This is a genomic window from Gemmatimonadota bacterium (genome assembly GCA_026706845.1).
Classification (GTDB): domain Bacteria; phylum Latescibacterota; class UBA2968; order UBA2968; family UBA2968; genus VXRD01.
In genome coordinates this window covers 1-14,357 of sequence record JAPOXY010000103.1, presented here as the reverse complement: position 1 = coordinate 14,357, position 14,357 = coordinate 1, and the positions used below count along the sequence as shown (strand labels likewise).

The window sequence follows — 14,357 nt, the reverse complement described above, 5'->3', positions numbered from 1 at the left end:
ATAGTCGCGGCGAACATGCGCGCTAAATGGATTAAAATTCATCATGCGGGAAGGACTTTTGAATTCCAAAGGGGGAGAGAAAGAAAGTAAAAAATAAAGAGGGAGGTGCGATAGCTATAGAAATATAGATGGAAGGTGAAAATGGGTCAACTTAAAAGAGGCGAACAGGAGGCGGGATTTGCGTGTTAGAGTAGGGATTTTTAGAAGGTGTGTCTGACAGTGTGCGAGGGTGAGTGCCAACAACTACAGTGCATGGGAGAGACGGAGGTATAAATACCTGCCTAAGAAATCGTAGGTATTGGCATCGGACGTGCCGAGGAAACCATTGAATATCACTGCTGGTGCCTGATTGAGGATGTTGTTTATTCCGATTGTGAGTACGGAGTGACCAAAGGCGGTCTCCAGTTGATATGATCCATGCATACTAAAGATGCTGTTGGAGCTGATTTTGCGACTTGGTGGTATTTCTGTCACATCCGGGCGGTACTTGCCCTTGCAGTCGTCATCTTCGCATTCCTCGAATCCGCCGATGTATCGCCAGGTTAGCCCAATGGAAGAACGGTGTTTCTCTACGCCAACTGAAGCGGCGTGACGCCAGCCTGGGAACACGCCCAGGTCGTAGTAGCCCTTGCCTTTGACTAATTCGGGACCGTTGGCTGAAGGCAGGATTTGATCGTACTTCACGAGCAGATTGCTCTCTATTTGCGCCGAGACAATACCCAGAGGTGAGTCAGTAGCGTAATGGAGTCCGATATCCATGCCGCTGGTTTCGGTTTCGCCAATATTGGTGTTGGGTGACAGGATATGGTTAATCAGCCAGGTGTTTGGGTCGCGCACGACTTGATCGCAGTTGGATGGCGTGTCCTGCGAGTAGCAGTTACTCAAGATGAGGCTGGCGGGTAACGCGCCGATTTCATTCGTGATCGCGCTGGTATAGTAATCGACAGTTATATCGAATCCATCCAGAAAACTCGGCTGATAAACCAGACCTGCTGTGAGCATTGTGGCCTTTTCTGGATCAAGATCTGTGCTGCCACTGAACTGGGCTCGCAGTTGTGCCCGTGAATCCTCAAAGTCAGATGGGATGCCTTGAGCTGCGCAATTTCGCATTTGCTGAGCGGTCAACGTCCGGGCATTGCCCGCTTCATCCACTGTACTACAGGGATCGCTGACCAGCGGGAAACCATCGCTGTTGCCGAGGAACATTTCGGCGATGCTGGGGGCGCGAAAAGCATTGGAGTATGTGGCGCGAAATGCCAGCCCCTGAGGCAATTCGAGACGAGTACCTGCTTTATAAGTGGAGCCGTAGCCGAACGAATCGTAGTGGAAAGTGCGCCCAGCGGCTATTAAATCGAGACCGACTTCTCCCGCTTTGTAGAGAGGCAAATGGGCTTCTGCATACAAAGCCTTGACCGAGTACGCACCATCGGTGGGCGCCTCGTCACTGCCGGTGGTATTTCCCGATGCGGTTATGGGATCGGGAAGGTAGGCCCCCGCTTCCCAGCGCGATGAAAGACCTGCTGCCATGACCAGCGGACCAGCCGGGAGTTGCGCGATCTCACCGGTCAGGTTCCACTGCAGGATTTGCTGTTGAGAGTAGCCTCTGGCGATACCGGCATATTGGATGTAATCTAACATCTCCTGGGTGATTGTGCCGGCACCGTGGAGTATATCCAGTGACACGCAATCGCCGGTACAATCCTCGTCTGGTCCCAGTGCCCGCACGAGATTGCTGATTATAAATCGACCCTCGTTGACGCTGGTTCCCTCGCTACGCCCGTAGGAAAAGGACAGGTCAGCGTCAAAGCCCATAAACTGATGGTCCAAACCCAAAACGATGCGATAGGTATCGATATCCTGGAGATAGTTGCGATTGCCTGCTTCGAGAAAACGCCGCCGAACATCGATAAAATCGCGGCCAAATTCGTTGTAACGGTTGGTGGCAGATACTACGATGCCGTCGCTGATGGTGAACAAGGGCGTTGGAGCCAGCTTCTGGTCGGATTGGCGATTGGTGTACGATACTTCGAAGAAAGTTTTCGCACCTTCAGTAAATTTGTAAGCACCACTAAAAAAGGAGCTGTAGCGCGTCTGTGGGGTGTAGAGGTAATTCTCCGGCTGATAATTGTACGTGTCACCGCTTCCATCCGAGGAGATTCCAGCCCAATTGAAGGGACGCCAGCCTGTATTTGGATCGCGGTGGTAATCACCGGCGTCCTCGCCAGCCGCCGCAACGACTGCCTGCCAGACTTCGTTGCCCTCGGTGCCCAGGCGGTCAATAATGTGGCCTTCCGGGGTGGCCGAACTGCCGTTTTTGTTATAGGTGCCGTCGTTTTTTCCCCAGTCGTAGTTTTTGTCCGATACGCTGAAACTGCGGTCACCGGTCCAGACAGGCCTCCGGTTGTGGTAACCGGCCGAAAACAATATGTGGCCTTTTTCGCTTTGCAAACCGGCGGTTATGCTGAGGTCGCGGACTTCGCCATCGCCTGCACCTGAAATCCCCTCATAGTAATCTATCTCTACCCCTTCCATATCTGACCGGGTGATGATATTGATCACCCCTCCAATGGCGTCTGATCCATATATGGCTGAGGCTCCATCCTTGAGAATTTCGACGCGTTCGATAACTGAAGCGGGAATAGAATTGAGATCAACAGATGAATTTGCGCCTGTTCCGCCCGGGACGAAGCGGCGCCCGTTGACCAATACCAGGGTACGATTAGAGCCGAGTCCGCGCAGACTAATTCTGGTAGAGCCATCGCCGCCGTTGTTGGACTGGGTGTTGGTTGCATTGGACTGTACTGTGAGTGTTTGTAGCACATCTCCAATGGACGGTAATCCCCGCGCTTTGATTTCGTCACCGGATAGGACGACGACTGGCGCAGGCGAAAGACTCTCTGCGCTTTTGATGCGGGAACCGGTTACGACAATCTCTTCAAATTCGTAGATTTTCGGCTCGTCGGGCGATTCTTTAACATCCTCTGCGAATACTGGTGTAATAAATACGATGGCGATTATTTGCCAGAATATGTGCTTTACACTCATCCATACCTCGCGATTGGAGAATGACAATTTTTTAGCTATCGCACGCATACGCATCAAATACAATTTTTAAATCGCGTTTTGCGCGTGCAAAATCCGAATACGGCTGACGCGAACGGTTTTGAAGGCAGGATAAAAAATCAGCCGTCATCGCGCGATAGCCCATCAAATCTTTCAGTCCCGGCCAGAGAATCCGAAAGCCTTTCTGGGGTTTGCGAATATAAATGCCGTTGCTTTCAAAAACAATGCGTCCGCGCGTGCCTTCGATATAAGAATGCTGAAAAACGCCTTTTGTCAAACTCGGTGTTTGCCACGAGTAATGCAATTCAGCAATCGCGCCTGTGGCATAGACCATTCTCACGACAGATTCGCGCTCTGGTGTATTGCCTGAATAGCCCGGGAATATCGCCTCGATCTGTTCGGGTACCGCATCGAATAGATCTGAAATCAAGGCGATAAAATGAATGCCGCCTTCCAGCAAAGCACCATGAGCACTTTTCCAACCTTGCGCCGCTTGCGTAGTGAGCTTTTTTACTGAAACTGAACTGATTTCGCCAATATCGCCCTGGGCGACCATGTGCTTGATGTACGATAGCGAGGGTTTGTAATAATAATTCTCCGCGATCATCAATAAGGGGGTCTCGACCCGTTCCAGCGCGGTCTCGATCTCGACAATTTCCTCTGGTGAAATGCACATCGGTTTTTCGACGAGCACGGATTTGCCAGCTTCTAATAATGCGATTATCTGGTCTTTGTGATGCTCTGGCGGGGAAGCGATTACTACGGCATCCACATCGCTTTCCAATACGGCGGTCAGGTCGTCAAAGGTGCCCTCGCCCTTAAATTTGAGATTGTACTTGTACGCGCTTACCCGCGACCGACTGCAAAAATACAACACCGCCCGCCATTGCAAATTTTTCGCATGAAGCGCGCCGATATTCCCACAACCCAGGATGCAGATACGAGGCTTTTTATATGTCAGGTGATTCATTTTTGATTGTTCTGCCCTATAATAGAGAATCATATCGCTTTTTTCATTCATCAAAGCTGAGGACAGGAACAGAAATATGGGGAGCGGTTGCTATCCGCTCGGGATTATTCAGTAAATCTGCGATGCGAGATCCCACATCGGCTCGCACGACTTTGGCTCCACATTGGGGACAAACACCTGCCAGAACATTCTCTAAAACGATGAGTTCATCACGTATCCAAAAGTCCTGTTTAATACGCTGTTCTTGCAGGGGTGTGTCACAGTTTTCACATTCCCCATAATCGTAAGCATTCATGTTGTCTTTAGGCATGGCTACTCCAGAGCGTAAGTTGTGATAAACAGTAATTTCCCAGTGCTCTTAATACGACATATTATAGCGATTTGTCTTCCGTCTGTTGCGGAACCTACAATTTCGTACCGTGTACCTCGCGGGTCACGTGTAAATCTTCGTCTAATTTTTCCCCTTGCTATTGCTTCTTCAATATCTGGAAAGATTAGATCATCATCAGCCATTTCTTCAAAAAAATGTGGTATGGCAAATTCGTATTCTTGCTCTACCAACTTGCCTCGAATGACATCTATGATAGCCACTTTATATTTCCAGAGGGTTTATACTGACGTTCATACCCGCTGACCAAGACAATAGCACAACCCGTCCGGCGCGATGACGAAGAATATGCGGAAGGATTTATCACCGTGTTGGTCAATCCGATAATTGGGATCGTCATTTTGCAGTCCATTGTTCTTCAATTCGTTGAAGGCGGTTTCGACATCATCTACTTCAAAAAAACAGCCCTCCTGGGTCGGATCACCACCATTTTCCGCCAGGCCGATCTGGATATCGTCTCTTGCGAGTATAGCAGATTTACATGGCATGTCCTTCCGAGATACGACATGAAATCCCATGATTGTTTCGTAAAAAGGGATGGCTTCTTCCAGGTCCTCAACAGGAAGGTTCAGGGCATCTTGCAAGTAGGGCGAGGCTGTTTTAAATATAGATTTAGTTTTCACGCTTATCTCCTTCTCTCTGAATCTATAAAAAAATCACAATTGCAAATAGGTGATGGTTCATTCCTTCTTCCAGGCTGTGGCTCGAGTTGTCCCTTTCGCAGGTACATCCACCCGCACGGTCAGCACGGTATATCTCTCATCGTCGCTGGTGACCATCGTTTCCAGACGGCCGCCATCCACCGCGTACGCTCCTGCTGGTAGCACAAATGTCACCCGGCAATCGGGAAACGCGTCTGCAAGAATATTGGTCACTTTGGCTGTCACTCTGTCGTGTATCCCGTCGTTACCCGGATCGTATGTCACGCTAAGTGGCGGTGGTCCCGCTCGATCAAAAGGAATGGGAGCAACTGCATCTCCTCGATAGGTCGCCGATGTTACATGACCATCTTTAAAACGCACCACCCGAAAACTGCTGCTATTGCTTTTGCCCACCCGCGTCGTGGGTGTGGCTCCAATGGGCATCACCTTTTCCCCGGGACCATGCGCGTCGTGGATCAGCTTTACCTTATGCCTATCCAGAAATGTCTCTACCGGGGCATTGTGCTCGAATGCGTTGATTATCTTGATCTTAGCCTTCGCCCGCGAGGATAGAAGCGCGTTGGCTTGCGATAGATCCACATGCCAGGGATGCCCGAAATTCAGGATGCATAGGTCTGGCCCATAATCGATGATTCCCACCTGATCTCCATACCACCTCTCGTGTCCATAAAATTGGTGATTGCCGAATGTAATCGCATAGGGCATCTCCAGTACCAGATGTGATCCTGAGATATACGCCGGATTTACCGCATTGCTAATCAGGACCATATCCGGTGCGATCAGGTTGGCGACTTCGGCCAGTTGTCTTTCGTATTCCGCCTGGTACTGTCCCTGCGTGTCCAGGTGTCCAAACGTCATAAATACAGGATCTTTTGGATAGTCTCGAACGACGTACACGCTTCTGGGAGACTGTCGCGTGAAATCTCCCCGCGAGCCGGACACCTTTATCGATAGATCGTATAATCCCGGTGGTATGTCTTGGGGCAGACTTATCGTGCCTTCCCGATCATAATAAAACTTCGCGCTCGAATCCTCCTCAAACGCCACCGTACGTGAGATAGTAGCCGGCCCAACCCGACGCGACAACTTCACTTGTCCTATCGTGTGATCGTAGGCGCCCAACCGCACCCGAAAAGATTCACCGGGCCGACGGATGGCCGGGTGCCCCAGAACCGGAAATCGGACGCCTTGTGGTATGGTCTCCAGATTTCGGTGTAGATACACTGGTGGCAGGCGCGTTTCTTTTTCTTTTTGAATCGCGATTTCTTCAATTCTTTGGGACTCCCATCCGTACGCAATCAATTCCAGAGAATATCCCTTTCCTGAGGGTAGGCCAGTCAGACGACACGCCCCCGATAGCCAGTTCCGCACCAGCGTGTTCCGCACTATCTGATTACCCTGGCGCACCACCGCTCGTGCATCTACGAGGAAGCCATTTTCCTCGCCGTTGAGTACAAATGACAGCTCTCCAGAATGCTCCGTTAGGACTCGAAATCCAGATATACGGCAGCCCATCTCGCCCCTGTTCTGAAGATGCTCAACGCGTACCCGGTGGTTCCCTTGTGTCAGTCCCCTCGCCAGTACCACCTCTCGTGCTTCGTTACCCGGATACAAGACACGCGGACTCCCATCATCTACTGTCACAATTAGCTTTCCCAGAGAAGGTCTTCCGTAGGCCGACACGGCGTGCTGGCCCAGACCAAGTGCCACTCCTGTACCGGTAAATTCAAACGTCAAGGCCGCGCCATTCTCCTCCGTCTCCAGACAGGCTGTCCTGGCATACCGGAACTGGCTCTCCCACCACGTACCTGACTGCTGCACACGGACTGTATCCAGGGCTGATACCCACTCCTTACTCATTGGTGTTCATCCCCTTTATTAAACACGCACTTCTCTCGCAACAATATCCAGGTCCCACGCCTGCCAGTAATATTTTACCGGGTCGCTCTCATCCCACGTCTCATAAACATCTTTCCAGGTCAGCCAATTCATGTGTGGCTGTAGCGAGTCCTCTCGGACTGGATGACTTCGCGGTTGATATCGGTAATCAGCCGAAATCCGCAGACGATCTGCCGACTCGTTATCGCGTCCCTGATGAATGGTCAGACTGTGTAGAATAATCACGTCGCCGCATAGATAGTCGCCGCCGATCCAGACGGAATCCTCTTCGACGGGAACTTGACGACCTCCCGGTCCCACGCCTTCGAATGTTTCCAGTTTCCCGCGTCGGTGCGAGCCTCGGGCGACGGCAAGTCCTCCGAGTTCTTCTGGACAGTCACCGCAGGGAATCCATGCTGTCCAGGTTTCGTCTGATCCTCCGATGAAGTAATTGTCCTGGTGCGGTGGGGTCGAATGAGTATCTGTATCGGGGAAGACAAGACGGCAGATGTTTCGGCTGTGCGGGAGTACCTGTTCGCCGAATAGAACTTCGAACGCCCGAATCAGAGGAGGTTCGAGTGCCAGTGCGTGAAAGTCTCGAATTTTCAGTACATCATCATAAAATGCCTGCCAGCGCGGGTCTTTGCTCTCGACAACCTGAATGTCGGGATTTGCAATGCCTGATGTCAGTTCGGAGCCATCCATCAGCCACCCGTGATCCCGACAGACGCCGAGGATCTGATGCCGAACTTCGAGTACACGTTCCGGATCGAGCAGGTTGCGAAAGAATAGGTACCCATTCTCCTTTGCCTGTCGCCGGAGCGTCTCCGGATTCTGCAACAAATCCGTCGCATCCTCCAGTGTCTCGATTTGTTTCATGTCAATCATTGCCATTATGACGGTCTCCTTTTTTAGAACGAGTCAGGACCCGCGTCAGGGGACCAACTCATGTATTTCATCTGGCTCGGGCATGGATGTGAATTGGACAGCTTTTATGGTCTTGTGGCCTTCAAGTATTGCTTTGCACAGGCGGTGGCCGCCATCCATGAGTGAGCCATCTACATTTAGAATGATAGGATATTTCAGAGATGCCGTGTTAATTTTTTTACAATGCCGCGCGATCTCTCTGAGGGTAGGTTTCTTTTGCCCAAACCAGCAGTCTTCGTCTAATTCTTTGATTGATGATATATCGATTTCAAATGTAGAAAGACCGTTGGACTGTTTCCAGAGTTTTTCAGTGTACCACACAAGCTGTTTGCCATCGCGTATTGTACTGTGTTTCTGTGGCACGAAGCCTCCTTTCGATTTCAGACCATATTCAGGCTGTATCGGATTTCTTTACGTTCAACCCCTGCAAGGGGTTCTACTTTTTGTGCACCATCTGCGCTGAATCCGAATTTTCGATAAAAGGAAATCGCCCTCTGGTTGGTATCGAGAAGCCAAATTTTTACCATTGAGCAATTCATATCGCGAAGGGCCGTAAGAGATGCCTCCATCAGCTTTCGGCCAATGCCGCGGTCCCAGAATTCTTCAAGGGCATAAATTGCATAGACTTCGCCAACAGCATTTTTATCCAGTCCTTCATCTCGTACGGGACCGAAGCTGATGAAAGCAACGATCCTTTGATCTACTTCGGCTACAAGTACTTTATTTGTGGGGCTGTTGAGGGTCAGGTGCCATTGTTTCTCCCTCTGGTCAACAGATAAATTATCGAGAAAGTCGTCGGGCAATTGCCCCCTGTACGCAGCCTGCCATGATCGAACGTGGACTTCGGCCAGACCTCTGGTGTCGTTTTTAGAAGGTTCTCGAATTATTATTGTCATGGTAGGCGACCTTTCATAGTGATGGCGCCTTTCCTCATTTCTTGAGTGCGTCTTTTACGGCCCTGGCGAGTCTCGGGTACTTCTGCAGGGTGCTCAAGCGAGAGATGACGAGATTGCCGCCGCCGTATTTTAAGGCGATTGCTATCTCCTCGGCAAGGCGTTCGGGTGTGCGCACGAAGCCGGGCAGATCGTGGATGCCGATAAAGGGGACAAAGCGGTTGGTCTCCGGATTTTCCAGGCGCTTCATTTCCGCGGCTTCCATTTCAACGCGTTCGAGTCGCCATTCGGGGGGATAGAACCAGGAGATGGTCTGTGTGCAATAGTCGAGTTTGTATTTGGCGCCAATGTACTCGTCGGGAAGGAAGTGTGGCCAGACGTGGTTGGTGACGATGGCATTGGGATCTATAGATTTAGCGTGGTCGTAGAGGAGACGGTGAACGTCAATGAGCGTTTGCGTGGATATTTTTCCCATGATTTCGATGTCTGACAGATTGGGAGTTTGCGCGTTCGCTTCTTTACGGAGGGTTTCACAGCGGTCACAGAAACAGGCGTAGTAGTTGACAAAGCCAAAGCCGTCGAGGGCGATCCCGTCGGCGATGTTGAGGGCGCGCTCAACCCGCTTCTTGAGTTCGGCCTGCGATTCCGGGTGTTCGAAACAGAGGGTCGTTCTCGGTAAGACGAACGATTGCCAGCGGTAGCTCTCTCCGTGCAACCGGAGCCAGGATTGTCCGGCGATGATGTCCGAGACTGTGTGTTCGAATTCGCGCATTTTTTGAAGGCAATACGGATAGACATTTTCAAAGTCGTCGTCGGAATAGGGGAGGACGGTGGCGATGACCTGGATGTCCCGTTTATGGGCTCGCGCGACCATTTCAGGAGTGGCGCTATTGGTAATAAGCATATTGCAGCCGAGGTCAGCAACAAAATCGACGGCTTGCTCGCGTTCGGTGTCGGTCCTGAGCCGGTCGATAGCCCAGACGGCTTTCATAGGGAGATGTCCTTTATGGGGTTGGGCAACGGTCATCATCTGGTTCTGTCAGGTAATATCTCCCAGGTATATAGGAGGTGCCCCGGGTTCAGAGCCAAGGTAATCAAGTAAGGGCTTAGGATAGAATCTCAGGTTTTTGAGTTCACTAATGCTCATCCATTTTACCCCAACCTGCATCGGATCTCCCTCTGGGGCTTCGGAGGCATTATATCTTTCATCAACGGAGCATCGGAAGATGAAGTCAATTAAATGGACACCCTTTGTCCGGGAACCCTCATGATTGTCTGTGATATATTCTCGAACAAAGTTTAAATCTTCAACTGCGACGTCAGCACCTATTTCTTCCTGGCACTCCCGCTTGAGAGCATCTATTAGTGTCTCTTTGCCGGGGTCCATGCCTCCCCCTGGCAGAATGTACCAAAGACCTTTGTCATCGATATTCTCGGTAACGAGAATTTGGTCGCCTCTCTGAATCAGAGCCTTGGCTGCATTTCGCAAGTTCATAATAGATACCTCAAGCGAATTTCACGTTATTCATCTCAGATCATTTTCCCCCAACACGTATTTGATCTGTACGTTTCCATCTTTATCGACAATTTTCATGTTTAGCTCGCGATTGCCTTTAGGGCCTGAGAAACGGAGTAGCCCGAAGTTGAAACCGGGATAGACGGTTGCGATACTCTGTGGGTTTCCGCGCCAGCCCGAGCGGGGTCTCTGGACGATTGGGTCTGTCCTGACGGCGGCGTTGGAACTGAGCAATTCAAAGAGGGGATAGGTGTCCTGTCCCTCGCGATAGAGGCGGTTGAGCGTCCCAACGTGCCAATCGCCTGCGATGAAGACGACACCGGTGATGTTTTCGGCGAACATCCATTTCAGGAAGTCGTCCCGCTCTGTACCAAAATTGTCCCAGCGCTCGCCACGTCCCGTGAAGTCAACGACCATGCTATTTCCGTTGGCGATTACTTTGAACGTCGCTGTACTCGCCTTCAAGGATGCTTTCAGCCAGTCGATTTGGCTCTGGCCGAACATTGTCTTGCGGTCTTCTGCGTCATTCGGGTCCCGATGATAGCGGTCGTCGAGCATGAAGAACTCGACATCGGAAATTCGGAATTTGTGAAAGATCCCCTTTGTCTGGGAAGTGCCTCCACCCGAGTTCGGCCAATACCGTCGATACAGTTCCAGGGTCTCTTCCCGATAGGAGAATGTGCGGTCGGAGTTGTTGGGCCCATAGTCGTGGTCGTCCCAGATCCCATAGCTGGGCGTCGTCGCCATGAGTGCTCTGATTTCCGGCACATGTCGTACTTCCCGATGGTATCCCGCCATTGCATAGCGAACTGGGTCCGGGTCCTCGCCATAGTGACTGGATCGTCCCGGCATGTAGTTGATGTCGCCAATAAAGAAAAATGCGTTTGGGCGGTGTTGCAAGACTTCTGCAAATGCAGGTTGCATGGGCTGTGTTCCCGGGTTCAAGCAGGATCCGAATCCCACGGAGAAATCAGCGACGTAGGTTGAATCATTCTGTCGCGGTTGCATCGCGGGCATTGTACGGAATACCTGGGGAACAAGTGCTCTTACCTGTTTTCCATTTACCGAAATCGCGTAGTGAACCCTTGTGTTCTGCACAAGTCCGTTCAGTGTCACCGTGCCAGTGTGGGGATAGCTTTCCGAGGTCATTGTCTCGACTGCTGCACGGGTGATCGTCATAGCTCTGCCCGTTTGCGTCCAGTAATCTACTGTGACCTTTGCTGGCGCGTCTGTCTCAACCCAGATTATCGCCGACGATGTCGTCGTGTGGCTTATCATTGGGCCTGCAAGTAGCTCTGCAGCCATCATCCGCGATGGAATGAGCATCAGTACTGTTAAGATCAAAATTTTCATCCTTCCTCCTCTGTTGTAAAGACTGTGGAACGTATTGTTTTTGCCAGCTCTTCAGATCGCTGAGAGCCAATCAATAATCGCTTTCCATTCGTTAATTCCAATTGTACGCCCCGATCTCCACTCACATTATAAGCTATTCCTTTAGTTCCATATCGAATTCCCCATCCGCCGTATTCTTTGATTGGGCTGTACTGTCTGGCATCGCATTTTGCAATTTCTGAGAATGGGATTACCTCTCTCTTTAGCGGAAAGAATCTGATGTGAATAGCGTCATTTTTGACTTCAGTTATCATCTTTATCGAAAGCATAAACACCGGTACCAATACCAGAGCCAGAGCAATGGCACCGAAAATGAGCATATTGGTGCCAGACATTGGCCAGTTCCGAAATACCTTGAATCCTATATAGATCAAAGCTGCAAGTACAATAGCCAATAGCCAGCCCTGTCTAAATTGCTGAATTTCGATGAAATTTGAGTTGTCCATTTATGCCTCCCAGGGTATAGGTACATCGATCTCTGTGGCAATGCGTTGCAACATGTCGAGATGTTCTTCGGTCAGCGGGATACCGCTTTGCTCGCGCGTTTGTTCGCGTTGCCATTCCAAACTGCCGGGAACTTCGGCGCTCGACAAGCCCGGCATGGGGTTCAGTGACCGGCTTTCGCGCAAAATGCGAGAGATTTCTGCCTTATAAGCCTCCAAGTCTCCCAGTTGAGCCACATCAATCGCCACAATCATAAATCCCCGCGTGGCGCTTGAAAATTTTGGTCTGTGCGATTCAGGTGTTGCTGTGCCTGCTAAAATACCCGCCAGGAACCACGATGTAAATCGCATGCCCAAACTTTTAAAAATAAAATCCGGGAATGTCTGCAATGCCTCGGCGAGTTTGCTGCGGTCTTTCAACATGTTTGCATTCATGTCCAGTACAAAAGGCGGACCTTCTGCAGTTGGTATGCCAAAACACATCGGGGGGGCAGACATCGCATCCCATACCGTTGCATCGGGGCGCGTCGGTTTGGTCCAAGCGATTCCCCCTGCCACGCAAAGGGTCGCCAGGTCGCGTGTTAGTGCCAGCCGCGCGTAGATCCCCGCGCTGCCCACATGGCCGTGATTGCGCGTGCTCGCAACGGCAATGCCGTTTGTTTTCGCCTTTTCAATGACGGCCTCTGTTGCCCGCGTTGCTACGAGGTAACCCGCACCGCCATCGCCATCAAAAATCGCCATTGAAGGGGCATCCATGATCTGGGCAATTTCGGGCTGTGGGTTAATGCGCCCTTCTCGAAACTCAGCCACATACCGCCGCAACTGTCGCGTGCCGTGTGAGGCCACCCCGCGCAAATCCACATCTACAAGATAGCGCGCGATCAACGCGGCATCGCCATCTGGCAAACCGACTTTGTGCAATGCTTCAGTCGCAAAGTCGCGCAACAAATTGGGCATTATACGCCTGGCGTCTTCGGGGATGTAAACGGGCATGAAGTCTCCTTCGAGGTGGAACTACTGTTCTGTCCAACTGGCGATGAAGTCCGCCGTGTCATAGTCCGCGGGCATCTCATTGAAATAATGCTTCATGGGGATGGATTGAAAGCCCGGCACAAAGTGTTCTTCGTCCGATTGGAGCAGTGCTTCGAGTGGGCTGAAGCGATCCCAGAGCAAGTGGACTTCGTCAGAGGTGAATCGTTCGGCGAATTTCGATCCCCAGTTGAGCGTGATGGGATGTTTTCCCAGAAGGCGACGCTGGAGGTCTTCGGCGATATTCTGAAGCGGAGGGTCTTTTCGCAGTCGAATCGCAAGTGCCGCTTTGCAGAGGAATACGGTTGACAGAATTCTACCTTTTTCGGCCCGCCACGGATGGAGGTTGTCCAGGGCGCTGAGATACGCGGTGCTATCTCCAGAGAGAACAGCTCTCAGTGCGTCTTCCGTGTGCTGCATCATCTGTTCGCTGCGGTTGTTCCAGCGCGCGAATGCCTCCTGTGCCTGCGGAGAGAGGTAGTTGGTAAACGAGAGGTCCTTGATTGAAGTGTGGGTCGAGAAGCCACCGTGGATGGTTCGCCGCATTTTGGGGCTGTAGTTGCTGCCCCAGTGGAGGATGGGGAGGATATAGACGACGCCGTCACCGGCTTCGAGGTGTGTCTGTACGCCATTGGGTAGTGGGCGGCAGGGGTCTGCCAACAATATCTCATTCTCTTCGGGGGTGTTCAGCCGCAGATGGCTGCCCGGTATTACCCAGAGGACGCTGTCGTCGTAGAGCGGGATGTTCCACTGGACGTAGCGCGGGCCTCCTTCGAGGATGTCGTCGATATAGCCCTGGAGCGGTGCCGTGTCGATCGGATGGTGATCGCGGTGCCACTTTGCCGGGCCGTGATCCCTGACGGGGTTGCACATCATCATCATTTCTGTGACGGCTCCGTCCGCGATATCGAGAAGTTCTGTACTGACCCCGTGGATGTTCTCTTCGAGCCATACTTCGACTGCTGGCGCGGTCTCCTGGTCGATCTGATTGACGAGCGGCGATCTTGAGAGTTGCAGGCGAGGCTGTGGCGCTGTTTCCCATACGCCTCCAGGTGGATCATTTTCCGCACGCTCGGCTTTCCAGTTTTCGCGCTGGCGGTCAACGAGCGTTTCGTACGCCTGACGGACGCGTTCGAGCTTATCGCGTGGCACGGCTTCCTTGACGATGAGGTAGCCGGTTTCCAGAAATTCGTCGC

General features: G+C 51.6%; 15 protein-coding genes. All 15 read right to left on the bottom strand.

What is annotated here, in order from left to right:
- Positions 1–243: 243 nt before the first annotated feature.
- Positions 244–3,045 (bottom strand): TonB-dependent receptor, encoded by a 2,802-nt coding sequence (locus OXG87_10485; GenBank protein MCY3869976.1) that lies wholly within the window; start codon positions 3,043–3,045, stop codon positions 244–246.
- 31 nt (positions 3,046–3,076) lie between these two features.
- Complete coding sequence (locus tag OXG87_10480) at positions 3,077–4,033, bottom strand: Gfo/Idh/MocA family oxidoreductase (GenBank protein MCY3869975.1); 957 nt, start codon at positions 4,031–4,033, stop codon at positions 3,077–3,079.
- Positions 4,034–4,076: 43 nt separating this feature from the next.
- Positions 4,077–4,343, bottom strand: coding sequence for a YgiT-type zinc finger protein (locus tag OXG87_10475; GenBank protein MCY3869974.1), 267 nt, complete (start codon positions 4,341–4,343; stop codon positions 4,077–4,079).
- Between the two features lie 2 nt (positions 4,344–4,345).
- Positions 4,346–4,624, bottom strand: a complete 279-nt coding sequence (locus OXG87_10470) for a DUF4258 domain-containing protein (GenBank protein MCY3869973.1) — start codon at positions 4,622–4,624, stop codon at positions 4,346–4,348.
- A 30-nt stretch (positions 4,625–4,654) separates the two neighbouring features.
- A complete protein-coding gene (locus tag OXG87_10465) occupies positions 4,655–5,044 on the bottom strand; it encodes a VOC family protein (GenBank protein ID MCY3869972.1) in 390 nt (129 codons plus the stop codon).
- A 57-nt stretch (positions 5,045–5,101) separates the two neighbouring features.
- The gene (locus OXG87_10460) at positions 5,102–6,943 is read right to left on the bottom strand and encodes a hypothetical protein (protein MCY3869971.1); all 1,842 of its coding nucleotides are present in this window, start codon (positions 6,941–6,943) and stop codon (positions 5,102–5,104) included.
- 18 nt (positions 6,944–6,961) lie between these two features.
- Entirely contained in the window at positions 6,962–7,855 is an 894-nt protein-coding gene (locus OXG87_10455; GenBank protein ID MCY3869970.1) for a phytanoyl-CoA dioxygenase family protein, read from the bottom strand.
- Between the two features lie 39 nt (positions 7,856–7,894).
- Positions 7,895–8,251: a chromosome partitioning protein ParB gene (locus tag OXG87_10450; GenBank protein ID MCY3869969.1), complete on the bottom strand. Its 357-nt coding sequence runs from the start codon at positions 8,249–8,251 to the stop codon at positions 7,895–7,897.
- Between the two features lie 17 nt (positions 8,252–8,268).
- On the bottom strand, positions 8,269–8,784 hold the full coding sequence (locus OXG87_10445) for a GNAT family N-acetyltransferase (GenBank protein MCY3869968.1): 516 nt from the start codon (positions 8,782–8,784) through the stop codon (positions 8,269–8,271).
- Positions 8,785–8,818: 34 nt separating this feature from the next.
- Entirely contained in the window at positions 8,819–9,772 is a 954-nt protein-coding gene (locus OXG87_10440) for a hypothetical protein (protein ID MCY3869967.1), read from the bottom strand.
- Between the two features lie 48 nt (positions 9,773–9,820).
- Positions 9,821–10,276 (bottom strand): NUDIX domain-containing protein, encoded by a 456-nt coding sequence (locus tag OXG87_10435; GenBank protein ID MCY3869966.1) that lies wholly within the window; start codon positions 10,274–10,276, stop codon positions 9,821–9,823.
- Positions 10,277–10,306: 30 nt separating this feature from the next.
- Positions 10,307–11,650, bottom strand: coding sequence for an alkaline phosphatase D family protein (locus tag OXG87_10430; GenBank protein MCY3869965.1), 1,344 nt, complete (start codon positions 11,648–11,650; stop codon positions 10,307–10,309).
- On the bottom strand, positions 11,647–12,135 hold the full coding sequence (locus OXG87_10425) for a DUF6141 family protein (protein ID MCY3869964.1): 489 nt from the start codon (positions 12,133–12,135) through the stop codon (positions 11,647–11,649). Before OXG87_10425 ends, OXG87_10430 begins: the two co-directional genes overlap by 4 nt.
- Positions 12,136–13,125 (bottom strand): Ldh family oxidoreductase, encoded by a 990-nt coding sequence (locus tag OXG87_10420; protein MCY3869963.1) that lies wholly within the window; start codon positions 13,123–13,125, stop codon positions 12,136–12,138.
- A 21-nt stretch (positions 13,126–13,146) separates the two neighbouring features.
- The coding region (locus OXG87_10415) for a phytanoyl-CoA dioxygenase family protein (GenBank protein ID MCY3869962.1) at positions 13,147–14,357 on the bottom strand (1,211 nt) is incomplete at its 5' end.